Annotated in this window: 18 protein-coding genes and 1 tRNA gene; 11 read left to right on the top strand and 8 right to left on the bottom strand. The window is 63.6% G+C overall.

The window, feature by feature from the left end; translation table 11 throughout:
* Window positions 1-19 precede the first annotated feature (19 nt).
* Window positions 20-511 carry an aminoacyl-tRNA deacylase gene (locus PSV26_RS19820; RefSeq protein ID WP_300573345.1) on the bottom strand — a complete coding sequence of 164 codons (492 nt, stop codon included), beginning with the start codon at window positions 509-511 and terminating at the stop codon, window positions 20-22.
* A gap of 177 nt (window positions 512-688) precedes the next feature.
* Window positions 689-1,753, bottom strand: coding sequence for an aldo/keto reductase (locus PSV26_RS19825; protein WP_300573348.1), 1,065 nt, complete (start codon window positions 1,751-1,753; stop codon window positions 689-691).
* Window positions 1,754-1,962: 209 nt separating this feature from the next.
* Here PSV26_RS19825 and PSV26_RS19830 point away from each other — a divergent pair, with 209 nt between their 5' ends.
* Both PSV26_RS19830 and PSV26_RS19835 read left to right on the top strand, forming a co-directional pair.
* On the top strand, window positions 1,963-2,622 hold the full coding sequence (locus tag PSV26_RS19830; RefSeq protein ID WP_300573351.1) for an OmpA family protein: 660 nt from the start codon (window positions 1,963-1,965) through the stop codon (window positions 2,620-2,622).
* A gap of 137 nt (window positions 2,623-2,759) precedes the next feature.
* Window positions 2,760-3,899 (top strand): sensor histidine kinase, encoded by a 1,140-nt coding sequence (locus PSV26_RS19835; protein ID WP_300573353.1) that lies wholly within the window; start codon window positions 2,760-2,762, stop codon window positions 3,897-3,899.
* Window positions 3,900-4,101: 202 nt separating this feature from the next.
* Here the strand turns inward: PSV26_RS19835 and PSV26_RS19840 are convergent, their stop codons facing one another.
* Window positions 4,102-5,952 carry an AMP-binding protein gene (locus tag PSV26_RS19840; protein WP_300573356.1) on the bottom strand — a complete coding sequence of 617 codons (1,851 nt, stop codon included), beginning with the start codon at window positions 5,950-5,952 and terminating at the stop codon, window positions 4,102-4,104.
* A gap of 2 nt (window positions 5,953-5,954) precedes the next feature.
* Here PSV26_RS19840 and PSV26_RS19845 point away from each other — a divergent pair, with 2 nt between their 5' ends.
* From PSV26_RS19845 to PSV26_RS19885, 9 genes are all read left to right on the top strand, one after another.
* Window positions 5,955-6,869: an alpha/beta hydrolase gene (locus PSV26_RS19845; protein ID WP_300573359.1), complete on the top strand. Its 915-nt coding sequence runs from the start codon at window positions 5,955-5,957 to the stop codon at window positions 6,867-6,869.
* Window positions 6,870-7,000: 131 nt separating this feature from the next.
* Window positions 7,001-10,474, top strand: coding sequence for a response regulator (locus PSV26_RS19850; protein ID WP_300573361.1), 3,474 nt, complete (start codon window positions 7,001-7,003; stop codon window positions 10,472-10,474).
* Window positions 10,475-10,527: 53 nt separating this feature from the next.
* Complete coding sequence (locus tag PSV26_RS19855) at window positions 10,528-11,355, top strand: protein-glutamate O-methyltransferase CheR (protein WP_300573629.1); 828 nt, start codon at window positions 10,528-10,530, stop codon at window positions 11,353-11,355.
* An 8-nt stretch (window positions 11,356-11,363) separates the two neighbouring features.
* Window positions 11,364-11,969: a chemotaxis protein CheB gene (locus PSV26_RS19860; protein ID WP_300573365.1), complete on the top strand. Its 606-nt coding sequence runs from the start codon at window positions 11,364-11,366 to the stop codon at window positions 11,967-11,969.
* Window positions 11,956-13,161 (top strand): hybrid sensor histidine kinase/response regulator, encoded by a 1,206-nt coding sequence (locus PSV26_RS19865; protein WP_300573368.1) that lies wholly within the window; start codon window positions 11,956-11,958, stop codon window positions 13,159-13,161. Before PSV26_RS19860 ends, PSV26_RS19865 begins: the two co-directional genes overlap by 14 nt.
* A gap of 144 nt (window positions 13,162-13,305) precedes the next feature.
* Window positions 13,306-14,410, top strand: a protein-coding gene (prfB, locus tag PSV26_RS19870; RefSeq protein WP_300573371.1) for a peptide chain release factor 2 whose coding sequence is annotated in 2 segments (ribosomal slippage) — window positions 13,306-13,386 and window positions 13,388-14,410 — 1,104 coding nt in all. Because the reading frame shifts where the segments join, the coding sequence is not laid out codon by codon here.
* Window positions 14,411-14,452: 42 nt separating this feature from the next.
* On the top strand, window positions 14,453-17,146 hold the full coding sequence (gene pepN, locus PSV26_RS19875; RefSeq protein ID WP_300573374.1) for an aminopeptidase N: 2,694 nt from the start codon (window positions 14,453-14,455) through the stop codon (window positions 17,144-17,146).
* 154 nt (window positions 17,147-17,300) lie between these two features.
* Window positions 17,301-18,308 (top strand): class 1 fructose-bisphosphatase, encoded by a 1,008-nt coding sequence (locus PSV26_RS19880; RefSeq protein WP_300513212.1) that lies wholly within the window; start codon window positions 17,301-17,303, stop codon window positions 18,306-18,308.
* 22 nt (window positions 18,309-18,330) lie between these two features.
* Window positions 18,331-18,406: transfer RNA gene (locus PSV26_RS19885), tRNA-Thr, on the top strand.
* 68 nt (window positions 18,407-18,474) lie between these two features.
* On the opposite strand, the gene PSV26_RS19890 is transcribed toward PSV26_RS19885, so the two are convergent.
* The 5 genes from PSV26_RS19890 to PSV26_RS19910 form a co-directional block, all read right to left on the bottom strand.
* Window positions 18,475-19,017, bottom strand: coding sequence for a hypothetical protein (locus PSV26_RS19890; protein ID WP_300573377.1), 543 nt, complete (start codon window positions 19,015-19,017; stop codon window positions 18,475-18,477).
* Window positions 19,018-19,034: 17 nt separating this feature from the next.
* Window positions 19,035-19,328 (bottom strand): addiction module antidote protein, encoded by a 294-nt coding sequence (locus PSV26_RS19895; protein WP_300573380.1) that lies wholly within the window; start codon window positions 19,326-19,328, stop codon window positions 19,035-19,037.
* 48 nt (window positions 19,329-19,376) lie between these two features.
* The gene (locus tag PSV26_RS19900; protein ID WP_300573383.1) at window positions 19,377-19,658 is read right to left on the bottom strand and encodes a BrnA antitoxin family protein; all 282 of its coding nucleotides are present in this window, start codon (window positions 19,656-19,658) and stop codon (window positions 19,377-19,379) included.
* Complete coding sequence (locus PSV26_RS19905; protein WP_366946017.1) at window positions 19,645-19,851, bottom strand: BrnT family toxin; 207 nt, start codon at window positions 19,849-19,851, stop codon at window positions 19,645-19,647. Before PSV26_RS19905 ends, PSV26_RS19900 begins: the two co-directional genes overlap by 14 nt.
* Window positions 19,852-20,141: 290 nt before the next feature.
* Window positions 20,142-20,654, bottom strand: a complete 513-nt coding sequence (locus PSV26_RS19910; protein WP_300573386.1) for an NUDIX domain-containing protein — start codon at window positions 20,652-20,654, stop codon at window positions 20,142-20,144.
* Window positions 20,655-20,749: the final 95 nt, after the last annotated feature.

Consider the following 20,749-nt stretch of genomic DNA (forward strand, 5'->3'; position numbering starts at 1 on the left):
TGTTGTTGTAGTTCTGTCTTCAATCAGCAAGCGCGCAATGGACCGATTTTGCACCCAGCAGGTCCACACACACCTGCGGCGCGATGCGAACGAGGTAACCGCGCCGGCCGCCGTTGATGGCGATTTCAGGCAGGGCCAGGATGCTTTCCTCGATATACACCGGCATCACCTTGCGCGTGCCAAACGGCGAGGTGCCGCCAACGAGGTAGCCGCTGTGCCGGTTGGCAACCTCGGGCTTGCAGGGCTCGACCGACTTGGCGCCGATCTGGCGCGCCAGGTTTTTGGTCGACACCTTGCGGTTGCCGTGCATCAGCACCAGCAGCGGTTTGGCGTCCTGGTCCTGCATGACCAGGGTCTTGACCACGGTGAAAGGATCGAACCCGAGCACCTCGGCACTGTGCTGCGCGCCGCCATGCTCCAGGTACTCGTACGGATGCTCAGTGAAAGCCACACCGGCAGCCTTCAACATCTGCGTTGCCGGTGTCTCTGACACATGTTCTTTTTTGCCCACAGCGGTGCCTCGTTCAAGTGCCAGCGCGGAACCGGCTTAGCCGGGCCGCAGGTGGCGCCCCCTTGCGGGCTGAGAGGCCGCGGCTCAAAACCTGCCTGCGCAGGTTTGGACGGACACGAAGAGCCATTGGCTCTGGCAATGGCACCTCGCCGAAGGCGCTTCGGGGGGAAACCATATTTAAAGCGCCGGGTCGCGCAGCTCCCAGCGGATCGCGTCGATGGCGGCCAGAAGCTCGGGGGAAAGCTGCGTGCCCCAGGCGTCCAGGTCTTCGTCGAGCTGGGCCACCGAGGTCACGCCGATGATGGTGCTGGCCACCTGCCACTTGGTGTAGCAAAAAGCCAGCGCGAGCTGCGTGGGCGTGAGGCCGTGTTCGCGCGCCAGCGCGTTGTAGCGGCGCGCGGCGGCCAGCGCTTCGGGCCGGCCCCAGCGCTGCTTGCGCACCGACTCATACCCCGAAATACGCGCACCCTTGGGAGCATCCGGGCCGGTGGTGCCGGTGGCATCGTACTTGCCGGTCAACAGGCCAAAACCCAGCGGCGAATAGGCCAGCAGCGACACGCCGAGCCGGTGCATGGTTTCGTCGAGGCCGTTTTCCAGCGTGCGGTTGATCAGGCAGAACGGGTTCTGCACCGTCGCCACTTTGGGCAGGCCGTGCTGTTCGGCCAGCCGCACGAATTCGTGCACGCCATAGGGGGTTTCGTTGGACAGGCCGATGGCCCGCACCTTGCCTGCCTTCACCAGGCCGGCCAGCGCTTCGAGCTGCTGGTGGATGGAGCTGACGGTCTTGTCCTTGGCCGGGTCGAAATACACCATGCCGAAGGCCGGCACATTGCGCGCCGGCCAGTGGATCTGGTACAGGTCGATGGTCTCTAGCTGCAGGCGCTTCAGGCTGTCGTTGCAGGCCTGCACGATGTCCTGCGGCGTGAGATCGGGGCTGCCCTGGCGTATCCAGGGCATGCCGCGGGCCGGACCGGCGACCTTGGTGGCCACCACCAGCTTGTCACGGGCGCCCGGGCGCCGGGCCAGCCAGTTGCCGATGATGGCTTCGGTGGCGCCGAAGGTCTCGGCCCGGGCCGGCACCGAGTACATTTCTGCCGCGTCAAGAAAATTGACGCCGCGCTCCAGGGAACGGTCAAGAATCGAATGGGCCGTGGCTTCGCTCACCTGCTCGCCGAAAGTCATGGTGCCCAGGCAAATGGGGGTGACTTGCAGATCGCTGCTGCCTAGCTGTATTTTTTGCATGGGGATGGAAAGTGAAAGGGAGTCAAGGACAGTGAAGGGGCTGGAAAGGGGCTGAAAAAAGGCCGCGCCTAGTTTAAGGGCTCACCAACATCGTTGCTGGCGGGCAGAATTTCGGGCGATTCGCTTACAAATTCACACCCGAGCACCTCCTACCATTCACACACGAGGGGTTTAATCCCCTTCCACAACAACTTCCTCCAGGAGCTCCCATGAAATTAGTACTTACTTCCCTGACCTGCGCCGCCCTCTTCCTGAGCGGTTGCGCCAACATGAGCGAAACCCAGCAGGGCACGGCCAAAGGTGCCGGCATCGGTGCCGTCGCTGGCGCCGTGATCGGCGCCGCCACCGGTGGATCCAAAGGTGCGGCCCAGGGCGCGGTGCTGGGCGGTGCCGTTGGTGCAGGGGGTGGTTATCTGTGGTCCCAGCGCATGCAGCAACAAAAGGCCGCCATGGAACAGGCTACGGTCGGCACCGGCGTGGCTGTGAGCCAGACCGCCGACAACCGCCTCAAGCTTGACATCCCTTCGGACATCTCGTTTGCAACCGGCCGCTCGGATGTCAACACCAGCTTCGCACCCATCCTGAACCAGTTTGCCACCAGCCTGAACCAGAACCCGGTGACAACGGTGACCATCATTGGCCACACCGACAATACCGGTAGCGATGCGATCAACAACCCGCTGTCCATCGACCGCGCCAACAGCACGCGCAATTACCTGGTCGCGCGTGGCGTGAGCGGCAACCGCATTGCCACCGACGGTCGCGGCGAGCGTGAGCCGATCGCCGACAACAACACCAACGAAGGCCGCGCCAAAAACCGCCGCGTCGAAATCTATGTGGCCGAGCCTGTGCAGGCTGTCGCCCGCTAAGCCCGCCGCCAAGCTGAAAAAAACCCTCCGGTTCCCCCGGAGGTTTTTTTTATTCCAGCGTACGTCAGCGTGCGCAACCCCTGCCGGAAGCACCCGTCATGGCCTGACCATCGTTTCAGCAACCGAAAAGTTCAAACATGCGACTTTCCACCTTTCTCCGATCGAACGCTGAAGAAATCCTCACCGCGTGGGACGAATTCGCCGCCACCGTGGCACACGACGGAACCATGATGGACAAGAAGGACTTGCGCGATCACGCGGGCGAAATCCTCGCCGCCATTGCCAACGATCTGGAGCAACCCCAGACCGCTGCCGAACAGGAAGAAAAGTCGCGGGGCGAAAGCAAGCAGCCCCAGGGAGCGCTCGAGACAGCGGCCGAGACCCACGCCGACACACGCATGGTGTCGGGCTTTGCCATCGACGCCATGATCACCGAGTACCGCGCCCTGCGGGCCAACGTCGTGCATCTCTGGACCTCCGCAGGCGGCGGACAGGACCACCAGAACGACATGCGCGACCTGATCCGCTTCAATGAAGCGATGGACCAGGCGATTGCCGAATCTGTCGCGCGATACACCGACCAGACGAAAAAATCCACGGACCTGTTCATCGGCATCCTCGGCCATGACATCCGCAATCCGCTGGGCACGATTTCCATGTCCGCACAATACCTGGTGCGCTCCGGCCAGCTGGCGGCCCATGCAGCGGACGCCATCATCAACAGCGTGGTGCGCATCAACCGGGTGATCGAACATGTGGTGGATTTCACGCGCGCCCAGTCCGAAGGCCTGATGCCCATCAAGCCCAGCCCGGGCAACCTGGTCAACCAGTTCGAAAAAGTCGTGGAAGAAACCCGTGTACGCAATCCGAAGGCCACCGTGCGCCTGGAAAGCACCGGGGATTTCAACGGCATCTGGGACGAAGGCCGCATGGGGCAGCTCCTGTCCAACCTGCTGACCAATGCCATTTCCTACGGCGCGCGCGACAAGCCCGTCACCGTGCGCCTGTGGGAGCAGCAGGACAAGGTGGTTTTTTCAGTCCATAACCTGGGCACACCAATTCCCGTGCAGGAGCAGCAACAGATCTTCAAGCCGCTGGTTCGCGGCCAGGTTCCTGCCAAGGCCGAGCAACGGGAGCCGACCGGCCTGGGCCTGGGCCTGTTCATCTGCCAGGAAATCGTTCGGGCGCACGGCGGAAGCATCGCTGTTTCCTCGGACGCCACCAGCGGGACGTCGTTTACCGTGACCCTGCCCCGCACGCCGGTGGCCCCGAAATAAATAGGCTCACCCCTGTTGGCGCTCGCTGCGCGTAGCGCCCCCTCCCCTTCCAGGGGACGGCGCCTGCAGCCTGGCAAAGCCAAAAAACTTGGTTCACCCCTGTTGGCGCTCGCTTCGCGTAGCACCCTCTCCCCTTCCAGGGGACGGCGCCTGCAGCCTGGCAAAGCCAGATCTGCGGCCCCTGCTGGTAAAGAAAGACTGTTCAGCCCGCCTGGCGGAAGCGTTCTTCCTCCTGCAGCCTGAGCACGCGCCGCTGCACCTTGCCGGTGGTGGTCATCGGCAGCGCATCGATGAACTCGATCTCCTTGGGGTACTCGTAGGGCGCCAGCAGGCCCTTGACGTGGGCCTGCAGTTCAGCCGTCAACTTGAGGTCAAATTGGGCTTCAGCCCCCGCCCGACTTGCGCGAGCCGCTACAAAATCAGGAGCAAGCACAATGAAGGCCTTGACCACGGCGCCGCGTTCGCGGTCGGGCTTGGGCACCACCGCCGCGTTCGCCACCGCCGGGTGCTTGACCAGGCAGTTCTCGATCTCGCCGGGGCCGATGCGGTAGCCGGCGGCCTTGAACACGTCGTCAGCCCGGCCTTCGTACCAGAGGTAACCGTCTTCGTCGCGTGTCGCCAGGTCGCCGGTGCGGCACCAGTCGCCGGTGAACTTGGCGCGCGTGGCGCCTTCCTTTTTCCAGTAACCCAGAAAGAAGATCGGGTCCGGATCGCCATGGACGTCGTAGCGATTGACCGACACGTCCCCCGGCACACCGACAGCGCATTCCCGGCCCTCGTCGTCGATCACCGCCACGCGGTGGCCCGGGTAGCCCTTGCCCATGCTGCCGGGCCGCGCCGGCCACAGGGCCGAGCAGTTGCCGACCACGTAGTTGATTTCGGTCTGCCCGAACATCTCGTTGACCAGCACACCGAGTTCGTCGCGGGAGTACGCAAACACGGCGTCGCCAACCGCTTCGCCGGCGCTCATCATGGCTTGCAGCTTGAGCTTGAAGTGGCGGCGCGGGTGCGGATAGGCCTTCATCATGGCTTTGAGCGCGGTCGGGAACAGGAAGGTGTGCGTGACGCCCTGCTGCGCCATCAGCGTGAAGGCCAGCTCGGGACTGAAGCGCCCGTTGAAGGCGACGATGGGGCGGCCGAAATACAGCGTGGGCAGCAAGGCGTCCATCAGCCCGCCGGTCCAGGCCCAGTCTGCGGGGCTCCAGAAGACCGCGCGGCTGTCCTCCCTCACCCCGGCCCTCTCCCCGAGGGAGAGGGAGGAATCAGCCCCCTCTCCCGCTTGCGGGAGAGGGTGGGGGTGAGGGCTGAACCCGAACCAGTTCTGGCTGCAGACAAAACCCGGCAGATTGCCGATCAGCGCCCGGTGCGCCAGCAAGGCGCCCTTGGGCGGGCCGGTCGTGCCGCTGGTGTAGATCAGGATGGCCGCATCGTCGGCCCTGGTTTTCACAGCGGTGAAGCTGCGTTGCTGCGCCGCCAGGGCGGCTTCGTAGTCCAGGTCGCCCTGGCCGGCCGCCGCGCCGGCCGCGATGACCGTGCGCAGGGCCGGGCAGCGGCTGCGGATGGTGTTGACGCTGGCGATGGAGTTTTCATCACAGATGGCCAGCACCGCATCGCTGTCCTGCAGCCGGTACTCCAGCGCCTCGGGGCCGAACAGCATGGACAGCGGCATGGCCACCGCACCCATCTGGAACACCGCCATGTAGGCCACGGCGGTCTCGAAACGCTGCGGCATCACAATCGCCACCCGGTCGCCGCGCTGCACGCCCAGCTGCACCAGCACATGGCTCAGCGCGTCGGCGGCCTGCTGCAGCTGGACATAGGTATAAAAAGTGGTTGAAGCCCCCGTCTGGTGGGCGCGGATAGCTACTCTTTCAGGAGCGTTTTTGCCACTGCCGGCCGCCCAGCGCCGGCAGCAGACGTCGGCGATGTTGAAGTACTCGTCCACCTGCCAGCGAAAGCCCTGGTGCAGGGCGGCGTAATGGTCGGGCTGCCGCGCGGCGGCCTTGTCCCTGTCTTGACTGCGCTTCAAATCGGCTCTCCTTATGATGGGCATCAATGTACAAAGAAAAACGTCTTTCCCGCAGCGAGTATGTCCCTATACGCGGCATCAACTACCACGTGCTTCACTGGGGCGAAGCCCAAAGCAAGCTCCCGCCCCTGGTGCTGGTGCACGGCTGGATGGACGTGGCCGCGTCCTACCAGTTTGTCGTCGACGCTCTGTCCGACGCTTTTGCGCAGGGCCGGACCATCCTGGCGCCCGACTGGCGCGGCTACGGGAAAACCGGTAGCGCGGGGGCCGACAACTTCTGGTTCCCCGACTATCTGGCCGACCTCGATTTCCTGCTTGACCATTACGCCCCGGGCCAGCCGGTGGACCTGGTCGGCCACAGCATGGGCGGCAATGTGGCCATGCTTTACGCCGGCGTGCGGCCCGAACGCATCCGCAAGCTGGTCAATCTCGAAGGTTTCGGCATGCCCGCGACCCGGCCCAGCCAGGCGCCCGGGCGTTTTGCCAAATGGATGGACGAGCTCAAAAGCCTGCACCAGGGCGAGATGGCGCTCAAACCCTACAACGACGTGGACGGCGTGGCCCGGCGCCTGATGCGGACCAACCCCCGGCTGTCCCAGGACAAGGCCGACTGGCTGGCCCGGCACTGGGCCGCGCCCGACGCGCAGGGCCAGTGGCGCATTCTGGGCGACGCGGCCCACAAGATCACCAATGCCCAGCTTTACCGTGTCGACGAGGTGCTGGAGATTTACCAGCGCATCAGCGCGCCCACCCTGGCAGTCGAAGCCTCCGACGACTCACTGGGCAAATGGTGGGAGGGTAAATACACCCTGGCCCAGTACCATGAGCGCCTGCAGTCGGTGCCGCAGCTGACCACCGCAGTGGTCCAGGACGCCGGCCACATGCTGCACCATGACCAGCCGGAGCCACTGGCGCGCCTGTTTGAAGACTTTCTCGGTTAGCGCCTGCCGCGCCGGGGCCAGAAAAGGCCCGACGCAAGGCTTAAGTTCGGTAACGTACACAAGAAGTACACAAGAAAAGCCCGCTTTGTAGGACAATCGGGCCTTTATTGCGCTTGGCGCGGGGAAGATACATGACCGCACCCAGCGCCATTCAACAGGAAAACTTTCGCCGCATCCTGACACGCAATGTCAGCCTGCCGCTGGGCGTCGGGGCTCTCAGTGCCGCCGTTTTTGTTGGATTGATTTTCTATCTCCTGTCCGCCCTGGGCGGGGTCGAACAGGCCGAGCGGGCCATCAGCAATGCCAACCAGATCGCCAAGCTGGGCGCCGACATGGAAGCCAGCATGTCCGGTTACCTGGTCACCGGCGAAGAACCCCTGCTCCAGCCCTTTGAAATCGGCAAGCCGCGCATCGCCGCCGAAACGGCCACGCTGGCCGGCCTGGTGCGCGACAACCAGGACCAGGTCAGCCGCCTCCGGCGCATCGCCGCCCTGCAGACCCAGTGGAACGAGTTTGCGCAGACCATTGTCGATCTGCGGCGCCAGGACCTCGACTACCAGGCGCCGATACGCTCGGCCGGCGGAAAAAGCCTGACCGACGAAATCCGCCGCGAGCTCGGGGAATTCATCACCATTGAAGAGCGCCTGCTGCAGGACCGCAATGCGCAGGCCCGCAGCAACACGGCCTGGGGCATGGCGGCCTACCTGCTGTTCAGCCTGGGCTTGAGCGGCCTGCTGGCGCTGCTCGGGCACCGCGAACTGCATCGCCTGGCGGACTCCTATGGTGAAACGGAACGCAAGCAGGCAGCCACCGCCCTGCTGCTGGAGCAGCAGCTCTGGCTGCGCACCGGACAAAGGCAACTGGCCGAGCACACCCTTGGCCAGCATGCCATCGGCTCGCTCAGCCGCAGTGTGCTGGAGTTTCTGGCGCGGTATCTCGATGTGGCCGTGGCGGCCCTGTACATCCGCCAGGAGGGCGGCCGGCTGGAGCGTGTGGCCGCCTACGGCCTGACCCATGACAGCGGCGATGAAGGCCAGTCGCTGGACAGCGACCAGGGCCTGGTCGGCCAGGCCGCCCTTGAAAACCGGGTGCTTCAGCTCGATGACCTGCCGGCCAGCTACCTCAAGGTGAGCTCCGGCCTGGGCCAGGGGGCGGCCCGCCATGTGCTGGTGGTTCCCGTGCACAACGACGGGCTGGTCAACGGCGTGGTCGAACTCGGCTTCCTGCGCGCCCTCGCTCCGCGCGACCTGGAATTCGTCACCATGATTGCCAGCAACATCGGCAACTCCCTCCACGCGGCGCTTTACCGCCGGCGTCTGGAAGACGTGCTGGGCCAGTCGCAGGAGCTCAATGAAGAGCTGCAGGTGCAACAGGAAGAGCTGCGCACCACCAACGAGGAGCTGGAAGAGCAGTCCCGCGTGCTCAAGGAGTACCAGGTCAGCCTGGAAAACCAGCAGGCAGAACTCGAACAGACCAACGAGCAGTTGTCGGAAGTGGCCCTGTCGCTGGACCACAAGAATGCGGCGCTCAACCAGGCCCAGACCCTGCTGGAGGAACGCGCCACCGAGTTGAGCCGCGCCAGCCGCTACAAGTCGGAGTTTCTCGCCAACATGTCGCACGAGCTGCGCACGCCGCTGAACAGCTCGCTGATTCTTGCCAAGCTGCTGGCCGACAACCCCAAGGGCCACCTCAGCCAGGAAGAGGTGCGCTTTGCGCAATCCATTTATTCGGCGGGCAACGACCTGCTCAGCCTGATCAACGACATTCTCGATATTTCCAAGGTCGAAGCCGGCAAGCTGGAGCTCTCGCCCGAGGACATGGTCGTGGGCACACTGGTCGATTCACTGAAAAGCACCTTCGAGCCGCTGGCCGGCCAGAAAAACCTGACGCTCAGCATCCGCATCGAATCAGGCACCCCGGCGACGCTGAAAACCGACCGCCAGCGGGTCGAGCAGATCCTGAAAAACCTGCTCTCCAACGCCATCAAGTTCACCGATGCCGGCGAGGTCAGCCTGCGCGTCTCGCTGCAGCCGCACGGCATCATTGCCTTTTCGGTGCGCGACTCTGGCATCGGCATCCGCCCCGACCAGCAGCAGCTTATTTTTGACGCCTTCCGCCAGGCCGACGGCACCACCAGCCGGCGTTATGGCGGCACCGGGCTGGGCCTGTCGATTTCGCGCGACCTGACCACCCTGCTGGGCGGCTCGCTGTCGGTGGAAAGCAGCGAAGGCGGGGGCAGCACCTTCACCCTGCTGCTGCCCTGCGAATGGAGCCCGGCGCCGGCGCCCCAGCCGGAGCTGAAACCTACCCGCGGCGCACCCGGCCGGCTTCGCAATCCGGCACCGGCGATGGCGCCCGCCCCCTTGCCGGTGGCCGTTCCGGCCGCGGCTTTTGCCGACGACAGGCATTTGCCGCCGGGCGAACGCCTGGTGCTGGTGATCGAGGACGACGTCATTTTTGCGCAGATCCTCTACGACCTGGCGCGTGAGATGAACTACCACTGCCTCGTGGCCCATGGTGCCGAAGACGGATTTGCACTGGCCGTGCAGTTCCTGCCCCATGCCATCCTGCTCGACATGGGCCTGCCGGACCGCCCGGGCCTGTCGGTGTTGCAGCGGCTCAAGGAAAATCCAAAAACGCGGCACATTCCGGTGCACGTGGTGTCCGGCGACGACCTCAGCGAGGAAGCGCTGCAGATGGGCGCCATTGGTTACGCGCTCAAGCCGACCACACGCGAGCAGCTCAAGGACGTGTTCCAGAAGCTGGGCGACAAGCTGGCCCAGAAAATAAAACGCGTGCTACTGGTCGAAGGCGATGCCTTGCAGAGCGCCAGCGTCGTGCAGCTGATCGGCGACGACGACGTCGAGATCACCGCGGTGGGGACCGGCGGCGAAGCACTGACCCTGCTCACCGACACTGTGTTTGACTGCATGATCATGGACCTCAAGTTTCCCGACATGCAGGGCCATGAGCTGCTGCAGCGCATGTCGACCGAAGGCATTTCATCCTTCCCTCCGGTCATCGTCTACACCGGAGGCGACATGACGCGCCAGGAAGAAGCCGAGCTGCTGAAGTACTCACGCGCCATCATCATGAAGGGCGCGCGCTCGCCCGAGCGGCTGCTCGATGAAGTCACGCTCTTCCTGCACAAGGTCGAGTCGGAGCTGTCGGCCGACCGCCAGATCATGCTCAAGAGCCTGCGCAGCCGGGACACCGCCTTTGAAGGCCGCAAGGTCCTGGTGGTGGACGACGATGCGCGAAACATCTTCGCCCTGACCAGCGCCCTGGAGCAAAAGGGCATGCGGGTCGAGATCGGCCGCAACGGCTTCGAGGCGATCAGCAAGCTCGACGAGATCGCAGGCATCGACCTGGTCCTGATGGACATCATGATGCCGGGCATGGACGGACTGGAGGCCACGCGCCGTATCCGCAAGGACGCACGTTTCAAAAAGCTGCCCATCATTGCCGTCACCGCCAAGGCCATGAAAGACGACCAGGAACAATGCCTCAAGGCCGGCACCAGCGACTACCTGGCCAAGCCGATTGACCTGGACCGCCTGTTTTCCCTGCTTCGCGTGTGGATGCCCGCCACGGATCGCAGCTGATGCCCAAAAAGACTGACACGCATTCACGAGCACCCGGGCACGCTCCCGGCGGCATGGCCGCTGACGACCTTCCGGAAGCCGACCTGCACCTTCTGGTCCAGGCCATCTACAGCCAGTACAGCTACGATTTCCGCGACTACGCGGGCGCGTCGCAGAAAAGGCGGGTGATCAAGGCACTCGCGCAGCTCGGCTACCCGACGATCGCGGACCTGCAGGCCGCTGTTGCAAACGACCCCGTCGTCTTCATGCAGCTGCTGCAGTACCTGACCATTCCCGTCAGCGAGATGTTTCGCGACCCGTCTTTTTTCCTGGCCCTGCGCCAGCAGGTCATGCCGGTGCTGCGCACCTATCCCTCGCTGAAGATCTGGGTCGCGGGCTGCAGCACTGGCGAGGAGGTGTACTCCCTGGCCATCCTGCTCAAGGAGGAAGGCCTGCTCGACCGCTCCCTGATCTACGCCACCGACATCAACCCCAAGTCGCTGGCCAAGGCGCGTCAGGGCATTTTTTCACTGGCCAGCATCCAGGGTCACACCGCCAACTACCAGGCCGCCGGCGGCCAGCAGGCGTTTTCCGACTACTACACGGCCGCTTACGACGCCGCAGTGTTTGACAAGTCGCTGCGCGACAACGTCACCTTCGCCGACCACAGCCTGGCCACGGACAGCGTGTTTTCGGAAACCCAGCTCGTGCTCTGCCGCAACGTGCTGATCTATTTCAACAAGAAGCTGCAGGACCGCGCGCTGGGCCTGTTTCACGAATCGCTGAGCCACCGCGGCTTCATGGGCCTGGGCAGCAAGGAAAGCATCGACTTTTCGGGCTATGCCACGCGCTTTGAGCCGCTGGACCGGCCCGAGCGGATCTTCCGCAAGCTGGAGGCCTGAGCCCTCTCATGAATATCGAGCAGGTTGCAGGAAGACATGCCGTCGAGGCCGTGGTGATTGGTGCGTCGGCCGGCGGGGTGCATGCCTTGCTGACCCTGCTGTCGGGGCTGCCGGAGCGTTTTCTGCTGCCCATCATCGCGGTGCTGCATCTTCCCAAAGAGCGCGACAGCCGGCTGGCCGACGTTTTCCAGCAAAGGCTGGGCATGGCCGTGCGCGAGGCCGCCGACAAGGAAACCATCGCCCCGTCCACCCTGTATTTCGCCGGGTCCGGCTACCACCTGTCCATCGAGACGGACCGGACTTTTTCACTGAGCTGTGAGGAACCGGTCAACTATTCCCGGCCGTCGATCGACGTGCTGATGGAATCCGCGGCCGACGCCTATGGCGCCAAGCTGGCGGGCGTGCTGCTCACCGGCGCCAATTTCGACGGCGCGGCCGGCCTGGCCCGCATCAAGCAGCGCGGTGGCCTGACCGCGGTGCAGGACCCGGCAGAGGCCCAGGTCGCCACGATGCCGCAAGCGGCCATTCGCAAGCTCAAACCCAACCTGATTCTCACGCTGGACGGCCTCCGGCAACTGCTCATTCAACTTGATCACAACCATGCAAAAACCTGAGGCTGTAAAAGTCCTGATCGTTGACGATCTGCCTGGCAACCTGCTGGCGCTCAATGCGCTGATCCGCGGAGACGGCCGGCAGATCTTTCAGGCCAGCTCCGGCGAGGAAGCGCTGGATCTGCTGCTCGAACACGAGTTCGCACTGGCCATTCTGGACGTGCAGATGCCGGGCATGAGCGGCTTCGAGCTGGCCGAGCTGATGCGCGGCACCGAAAAGACGCGGCAGATCCCCCTCATTTTCGTCACGGCTGCCGGCAAGGAGCAGAACTACGCCTTCACCGGTTACGAAACCGGCGCGGTGGATTTTCTGTACAAGCCGCTTGACGTGGACGCCGTGCGCAGCAAGGTCAACGTGTTTGTGGACCTGTACCGCCAGCGCATGGAAACCCTCAGGCAGGTCGAAGCGCTGGAGAAAAGTCGTAAGGAGCAGCAGGTGCTGATGCAGCAGTTGACGGCCATGCAGGACAAGCTGCAGGCCGCCGTCCGCACGCGCGACGACTTCATCTCCATGGCCGCCCACGAATTGCGCACGCCGCTGAACACGCTGTACCTGGAGGCGCAGTTGCGCAAGCTGCAGCTGGACCGGGGCCGCGCGGACATTTTTGACGAGCCCTACCTGCACGCCATGGTCGCGCGCGACCGGCGCCAGATCGAGGCCATGATGCGTCTGATCGACGACATGATGGACGCCTCGCGCATCAACAGCAAGCAGCTGTCCATCCGGCCGGTGCCGATGGAGCTGTCAGCGCTGCTGGCTCGCGTGGTGGACAACCTGTCCCGCCAGGCCGCGGCCGCCGGCAGCTCCATCACCCTGGACGCCGGCCCGCCGGTCACCGCCCTGTGGGACGAGTTCAGGATCGAGCAGGTGGTGATCAACCTGCTGACCAATGCGCTGCGTTATGGTGAGGGCAAACCGGTGGAGGTCAGCCTGCGCCTGCAGCCCGAGGGCGCGTCCATTTCCGTGCGCGACCAGGGCCGGGGCATTTCTGCGGCTGACCAGCAACGCATTTTCGAGCAGTTCTCGCGTGTCGCCAGCGACGACGGCACCGGCGGGCTCGGCCTGGGCCTGTTCATCACCCGCCAGCTCGTCGAAGCGCACGGCGGCAGCATCAGCGTGCAAAGCCAGCCGGGCGAGGGCTCCGTGTTCACCGTCACCCTGCCCCTGACGCCCCCTGCTGCGCCGGTGGCCTGAACCCGCCCCGGCGGGCGCTGCCACGGGTTTCTGGCGGGCATGGCCCTTGAGCGGCCGACGGTTCCCAGGCCCGACAGGCGCCGCGCAGCCCGGAGCATGAGAAAATGCCGGATTGAACCCCAGATACCAGGACAGGACTTCCCCATGGACGCAGAACACATCAATATCATCGGCAACCAGCTCGCAGACCTGAGCAACCGGGTCAACGAACTTCGGGGGTATCTTTGACTACCCTGCCAAAGAACGTAAATTAAGCGAAGTCAACGCCGCGCTGGAAGACCCCAAGGTCTGGGACAACCCCAAGCGCGCCCAGGAACTCGGTCGCGAGAAAAAGTCGCTGGAGGACGTGGTCCATGTGATTGACCGCCTGAGCTCCGAGCTCGCCGACAACACCGAGCTCTTCGAGATGTCCAGGGCAGAAGGCGACGACGCCGGCATGCTGGCGATTGAAGAAGACGCCGCAAAAGTGGCGGTGGAAGTCGAGAAGATGGAATTCCGCCGGATGTTCAACAACCCGGCCGACCCGCTCAACGCCTTCCTGGACATCCAGGCCGGCGCCGGCGGCACCGAAGCCTGCGACTGGGCAAGCATGCTGCTGCGTCAGTACCTCAAATATGCCGAGCGCAAGGGCTTCAAGACCCAGATCGAGGACGAGACCGCGGGCGACACCGCCGGCATCAAGGGCGCGACCATCAAGATCGAGGGCGAATATGCCTTCGGCCTGCTGCGCACCGAAACCGGCGTGCACCGCCTGGTACGCAAGTCGCCCTTCGACTCCTCGGGCGGGCGCCACACCTCGTTTGCCTCGGTGTTTGTCTACCCCGAGATCGACGACTCGATCGAGATCGAGATCAATCCGTCGGACGTCCGGGTCGACACCTTCCGCGCCTCGGGCGCCGGCGGCCAGCACATCAACAAGACCGACTCGGCGGTGCGCCTGACGCACATCCCGACCGGCATCGTGGTGCAGTGCCAGGACGGCCGCTCGCAGCACGGCAACCGCGACGTGGCCTGGAAACGCCTGCGCTCGCGCCTGTACGACTTCGAGCTGCGCAAACAGCAGGAAGCCCAGCAGAAGCTGGAAGACACCAAGACCGACGTGGGCTGGGGCCACCAGATCCGCAGCTACGTGCTGGACCAGAGCCGCATCAAGGACTTGCGCACCAACTACGAGACCTCGGCCACCCAGAAGGTGCTCGACGGCGACCTTGACCCGTTCATCGAAGCTTCGCTCAAGCAGGGCGTGTGATGAATACACGCGCTCTCCCCTTTCACTTTTCAGGAACCCACCATGCTGCGTGAAGGACAAGCCACGGCCATCCACCGTGCAGACTACGTTGCCCCCGCCTACTGGATCGACACCGTCGATCTGTGTTTTGACCTGGACCCGGCCAAGACGCGTGTGCTCAACAAGATGACGCTGCGGCGCAATGCCGACGTGCCGGCCCAGCCGCTCAAGCTTGACGGCGAGGAACTCAACCTGGCGCGCGTGCTGGTCAACGGCCAGGGCACCTCGTTCAAGATGGACGGCGACAAACTGGTGCTGGAAAACCTGCCGCTGGGCTCCGAGTCCTTCGAGCTGGAGATTTTCACCACCTGCGCGCCGGCCAAAAACACCAAGCTGATGGGCCTGTACGTCAGCAACGACTCCTTCTTCACCCAGTGCGAGGCCGAGGGCTTTCGCCGCATCACCTACTTCCTGGACCGTCCCGACGTGATGGCCAGCTACACCGTGACCTTGCGCGCCGACAAGGCGAGGTACCCGGTGCTGCTGTCCAACGGCAACCTGGTCGAGCAGGGCGAACTCGAGGGCGGTCGCCACTTTGCGAAGTGGGTGGACCCGCACAAAAAACCCGCCTACCTGTTTGCCCTGGTGGCCGGCCAGCTGGTCGCACGCGAGCAGCGCATCACCTCGCGCGCCGGAAAAGACCACCTGCTGCAGGTCTATGTGCGCCCGGGCGACCTGGACAAGACCGAACACGCGATGAACTCGCTGGTGCACTCGGTGGCGTGGGACGAAGCGCGCTTTGGCCTGAGCCTGGACCTGGAGCGTTTCATGATTGTTGCGACCAGCGACTTCAACATGGGCGCCATGGAAAACAAGGGCCTGAACATCTTTAACACCAAGTACGTGCTGGCGAACCAGGCGACTGCGACCGACACCGACTATTCGAACATCGAAAGCGTGGTCGGCCACGAGTACTTCCACAACTGGACCGGCAACCGCATCACCTGCCGCGACTGGTTCCAGCTGAGCCTGAAAGAAGGCCTGACGGTGTTCCGCGACCAGGAATTCAGCCAGGACCTCTGCGGCGAAGCCTCGGCCCGCGCCGTCAAGCGCATCGAAGACGTGCGTGTGCTGCGCACTGCGCAGTTCCCCGAAGACGCCGGCCCGATGTCGCACCCGGTGCGGCCCGACAGCTACATCGAGATCAGCAACTTCTACACCGTCACCATTTACGAAAAAGGCGCCGAAGTCGTGCGCATGATGCAGACCCTGGTGGGTCGCGACGGTTTTGCCAAAGGCATGAAGCTCTACTTCGAGCGCCACGACGGCCAGGCGGTGACCTGCGACGACTTTGCGCAGGCCATTGCCGACGCCAACCCAGCCTCCGACCTGGCGCGCCTGCTGCCGCAGTTCAAGCGCTGGTACAGCCAGGCCGGCACCCCGCGCGTGCATGCCGACGCCGTGTACGACGCCGCCGCACGCAGCTACACCCTCACGCTGGCGCAAAGCTGCGCGCCCACGCCCGGCCAGTCGGCCAAGGAAACCTTTGTGATTCCGGTGGGCCTGGGCCTGCTGGGCGCCGACGGTGGCGACCTGCCGCTGCAGCTGGAAGGCGAGCCTGCCGCCGTGGCCGGCCCGCGCACGGTTGTGCTGACCGAAGCCAGCCAGACGCTGCGTTTTGTCAACGTGGACGTCGAGCCCGTGCCATCCATCCTGCGCGGTTTCAGCGCGCCGGTGGTGCTGGAGTTCGATTACAGCGATGCGCAGCTGCTGCACCTGCTGGCGCACGACAGCGACCCTTTCAACCGCTGGGAAGCCGGCCAGCGTCTGGCGGTGCGAAGCGCTATTAAATCAATAGCTGCTTCCGCTTATCCGGTGGGGGCCGCGCCCCTGAATGACGCCTACATCGAGGCCATGCGCAGTGTGCTGCGCGACCCGGCGCTGGACGCCGCCTTCAAGGACCTGGTGCTCACCCTGCCGTCGGAAACCTACCTGGCCGAGCAGCTCGACGTTGTGGACCCGCAGCGGGTTCACGCGGTGCGCGAAGCCATGCGCCTGCAACTCGCCACGGCGCTGCAGGCCGATTGGGAAGCCGCTTTCGAGGCCAACCACGACAACGGCGCCTACACGCCCGACCCGCTGTCCTCGGGCCGCCGCGCCCTGGCCGGCATGGCGTTGACGCAGCTGTGCCTGGCCGCGGTTGCCAGCGGCGATGCGGTCTGGCCCGGCAAGACGTATCAGCGTTTCAAGGACGCCGGCAACATGACCGACCGCTTCAACGCGCTCGCCGCGCTGGTGTCCAGCGGCCACCCGCTGGCCGCCGGGGCGCTGCAGCGCTTTCATGCCATGTTCAAGGACGAGGCGCTGGTCATCGACAAATGGTTCAGCCTGCAGACCAGCGCGCCGGACCGCGGCGGCAACATCCTGCCGGCCGTGAAACAGCTCATGAAACATGCCGACTTCAGCCTGCGCAACCCGAACCGCGCGCGCAGCGTCGTCAGCACCTACTGCCAAGGCAACCCGGCCGGTTTCCACCGCGCGGATGCCGCCGGCTACGTGTTCTGGAGCGAACGCGTGATCGAGCTCGACGCCATCAACCCGCAGGTGGCGGCCCGCCTGGCACGCGCGCTGGACCGCTGGAGCAAGCTGGCCGAGCCCTACCGCAGCGCCGCGCGTGAAGCGATTGCCCGCGTCGCCGCCCGCACCGACCTGAGCAAGGACACGCTGGAAGTCGTCACGCGGGCCCTGGCAGATTGAATGGCCCCCACGCTTGTCACTTCGTGTACTACGCTGCCCCCCGCGGGGGCCGCTGCGCCTGCGGCCCGGCTAAGCCGGTTCCGCGGCCCCTGCTGAAAAAAGCGGGGAAGACATGCAACGTCCGCCCTTTTAATTTTCGACGACTGGAGTCCTCATGAGTTCCAAAGTTTCCCTGACGCGCTACCTGATCGAGCAGCAGCGCATCGACGGCCACATCCCCTCTCAGCTGCGCCTGCTGCTGGAAGTGGTGGCCCGCGCCTGCAAAAGCATCAGCCAGGCCGTCAACAAAGGCGCGCTGGGCAGCGCGATGGGCAGCGCCGACAGCGAGAACGTGCAGGGCGAGATGCAGAAAAAGCTCGACATCATCGCCAACGAGGTGCTGATCGAGGCCAACGAATGGGGCGGCCACCTGGCCGGCATGGCGTCCGAGGAAATGGACACCATCTACGTGGTGCCGAACCGCTACCCCAAGGGTGAATACCTGCTGCTGTTCGACCCGCTAGACGGCTCCAGCAACATCGACATCAACGTCAGCATCGGCACCATCTTCAGCGTGCTGAAAATGCCCGAAGACGACCGCGGGGTGGACGAAGGCGACTTCCTGCAGGCCGGCAACAAGCAGGTGGCCGCGGGTTACTGCATCTACGGCCCGCAGACCACGCTGGTGCTGACGGTGGGCGACGGCGTCGCCATGTTCACGCTGGACCGCGAGCAGGGCTCGTTTGTGCTGATCGAAGAGAACGTGCAGATCCCCGAAGACACCAAGGAGTTCGCCATCAACATGAGCAACATGCGGCACTGGGACCAGCCGGTGAAACGCTACGTGGACGAACTGCTGGCCGGCAAGGACGGCCCGCGCGGCAAGGACTTCAACATGCGCTGGGTGGCCGCCATGGTGGCCGACGTGCACCGCATCCTGTGCCGCGGCGGCATCTTCATGTACCCCTGGGACAAACGCGAGCCCGAAAAAGCCGGCAAGCTGCGGCTGATGTACGAAGCCAACCCCATGAGCTGGCTGATCGAGCAGGCCGGCGGCGCAGCCACCAACGGCCACCAGCGCATCCTGGACATCCAGCCCGGCAAGCTGCACGAGCGCGTGAGCGTGATCCTGGGTTCGAAGAACGAAGTCGAGCGCGTCACCGCCTACCACGCCAAGCTATAATCGCAGGCTGAATTCAAAAACCGCCGGTGTAGCTCAGTCGGTAGAGCAGCTCATTCGTAATGAGAAGGTCGGGTGTTCGATTCATCTCTCCGGCACCAAATGAAAAGCCTCTGTTTCGCAAGGAACAGGGGCTTTTTCATGGAGTCAATTCGTAGCCGGCCAGAAATTATGGCGCAACTTCACCTTCAGAAGAAGCGATATCCGAATTTCGCTCGCCCAGTCGGCGCTCAATGTATCGCCTCAGCCCATGTATAAGGCAGGTCAATTCGTTTGGGAAGTATTGAACCAATGCTTCATCCAAAGGCGCGCCGAGATCCATCCAGAATTGACTCAATTCGAACTGTTCCACCAAGCTGTAATCTTTAAAAAACTCATAGTGGTATCGTCCTTTCTCAAAAGCAAACTGATACGCGATCAGCAGCTTATTTAGGTCGCTGAAGTCGGTATATCCTGGCATTCTCGAAACGGCCGAACTCAAAATCTCGTTGCGAACGGATTCAGGCAACGTACTCCACTGGGCCGCATATTTGTGATTGTTTTTGGGGGATGTACCCGATAGAACAATTGCGCACTTAAGCAGCACCTCAAAGCCAAGGATCGATAAAAGCGCTCCCGAATCAGATTGCCTATCGAGAGAGCCTGCCAAAATATCGGCGTCGGCGAGTCGAGCATTCGCGTCGGCGTACATACGTATCGCATGGTCGTACACAGGAGTCCTCCACTAAGTTACGCGTGCGTCGAAGCCCTGGCCGTCAGCTCAATTCCCAACGCCTTCATGACCGCCAGCGTCGTCTTCAAGGTGGGGTTGCCGTTCTCGCTGAAAGCACGGTAAAGCTGCTCGCGAGACAGGCCGGTCTGGCCGGCAATTTGCGTCATGCCTTTGGCGCGCGCAACAACGCCCAGCGCCTTGGCGATGTAGGCGGCGTCGCCGGTTTCCAGTGCGTCGGCCATGAAGAAGGCAATTTCCTCGCCATTGACCAGCGCGGCAGCAGGATCGTAGGTCGTCAGTTTCTCAGCCATCTTGCTGCCTCCATTCTTTTTTTCCGTCTAAGTGAATCCCGAATCAGTTTATGCGTGCGTCCGCACCCAGTTTTTCAAGGCATCGTTGATACGGGTTTGCCAGCCATCACCCGTAGCCCTGAATTTCTCCACCACCTCCACGTCCAGGCGCAGGGTGACCTGGGTCTTGCTGCCACTGCCCAGCGGGCGGCCACGACGCACCTGTGGTTTGACTTGCAACCATTCGGCATCCGTGAAGGCGACTGCATCAGGGTCTGCCAGGGCAGCGGCCATGATGGCGGCATCCTCGGCAGGGGTCGGAAGGATGGTTCCGGGTTTAAGTTTCGGCATAACGTTTCACCTCGCGTGTGTTGGCTTTTTTCAAGCTGATGATGCGGCGCTCTGTGGGCAACTCGGGCGGGCGGTCAACAAACACCACGACCATGATGCGCAAGCCGATGTAGCCCAGTGCCACCATGCGGGCCTCGTCATACGCGCGGCGCTGATCAGGCCACACCACGGCGGTTTCCCATTCAAAACCCACGGCGTCCAGCAATGACAGCCATGCTTAGAAAGGTTCGCGGCATCCTTGGCTGGGTCGAACGTCACGTTCATGGTTTATTGTAGTTACGTTTATTCGAATTACAAGGATTATTTGTAACTACGCTATATCAGCAAACCGAGATTTTTCGGGCTCACACCCCATAACCCCGGGAATGATCGGCGGGCTCTGGCGCCGCTCGCACCTGCCTTGGCGAACGCGCTGACACCCCGTGCAAATTTGACGGGGGGGCTTGGCGCGGCTCGAATCCGCGCATCGACCGAAACACAGCGTCAGTGCCGGTGCTGCATGACCCACTTCGCATAAACACGAACATAGTCATGCACCGCCGTGTCGGTTTCGGCCTGGTCGAGCGCGAGCCATTGCCACCGGGCATGTTGTTCGCCGGCGCCCTGCGGCAACTGGAGATGTGTTTCCTCGCCCTGCGTCAGCTGCAGCCACAGCGGCAGGTTCACGTAGTGGGTGGACACCTGGGGGTCAAAGGCGCTGTCCGGGTAGAAGTGGTCCCAGGTGCCCATGAGCGTCGCGCGTTCGAGCGCGGATGCGGGCAAGCCCAGCTCGTCGTGCGCGATGCGCAGTTTGGCATGGGCCAGGGGTTCGTTTTTCCGTATCCGGCCTCCCGGCGTGAACCACCAGCCGCGAGCCGGCGCGTTGTTGCGCAGGCCCAGCAGCAGCTGGCCGTCGGTATTGGTCAACACGAGGTCGATGGACACCAGCGGCAAGGCCGCGCAGGCGGCAGAGAACTGGGCGATGGGCAACGGGAGGGGCAAGGGTGGCAGGCTCATGGATGGGTTTCGCTTCGGGGACATTCTCGACGATGGCTTGTTTCCGGCTGATTCATCAAGCCAAATCGGGTGCCAGCCCAATCAACCCCTGCGCA

Source organism: Polaromonas sp. (assembly GCF_029945685.1).
Classification (GTDB): Bacteria; Pseudomonadota; Gammaproteobacteria; order Burkholderiales; family Burkholderiaceae_C; genus Polaromonas.

Bases quoted from the DNA above. Each gene is read 5' to 3' on its own strand.
- PSV26_RS19825 (WP_300573348.1), bottom strand. From the start codon at position 1,753: ATGCAAAAAATACAGCTAGGCAGCAGCGATCTGCAAGTCACCCCCATT.
- PSV26_RS19830 (WP_300573351.1), top strand. From the start codon at position 1,963: ATGAAATTAGTACTTACTTCCCTGACCTGCGCCGCCCTCTTCCTGAGC.
- PSV26_RS19835 (WP_300573353.1), top strand. From the start codon at position 2,760: ATGCGACTTTCCACCTTTCTCCGATCGAACGCTGAAGAAATCCTCACC.
- PSV26_RS19840 (WP_300573356.1), bottom strand. From the start codon at position 5,952: ATGCCCATCATAAGGAGAGCCGATTTGAAGCGCAGTCAAGACAGGGAC.
- PSV26_RS19845 (WP_300573359.1), top strand. From the start codon at position 5,955: ATGTACAAAGAAAAACGTCTTTCCCGCAGCGAGTATGTCCCTATACGC.
- PSV26_RS19850 (WP_300573361.1), top strand. From the start codon at position 7,001: ATGACCGCACCCAGCGCCATTCAACAGGAAAACTTTCGCCGCATCCTG.
- PSV26_RS19855 (WP_300573629.1), top strand. From the start codon at position 10,528: ATGGCCGCTGACGACCTTCCGGAAGCCGACCTGCACCTTCTGGTCCAG.
- PSV26_RS19860 (WP_300573365.1), top strand. From the start codon at position 11,364: ATGAATATCGAGCAGGTTGCAGGAAGACATGCCGTCGAGGCCGTGGTG.
- PSV26_RS19865 (WP_300573368.1), top strand. From the start codon at position 11,956: ATGCAAAAACCTGAGGCTGTAAAAGTCCTGATCGTTGACGATCTGCCT.
- pepN (WP_300573374.1), top strand. From the start codon at position 14,453: ATGCTGCGTGAAGGACAAGCCACGGCCATCCACCGTGCAGACTACGTT.
- PSV26_RS19880 (WP_300513212.1), top strand. From the start codon at position 17,301: ATGAGTTCCAAAGTTTCCCTGACGCGCTACCTGATCGAGCAGCAGCGC.
- PSV26_RS19895 (WP_300573380.1), bottom strand. From the start codon at position 19,328: ATGGCTGAGAAACTGACGACCTACGATCCTGCTGCCGCGCTGGTCAAT.
- PSV26_RS19900 (WP_300573383.1), bottom strand. From the start codon at position 19,658: ATGCCGAAACTTAAACCCGGAACCATCCTTCCGACCCCTGCCGAGGAT.
- PSV26_RS19910 (WP_300573386.1), bottom strand. From the start codon at position 20,654: ATGAGCCTGCCACCCTTGCCCCTCCCGTTGCCCATCGCCCAGTTCTCT.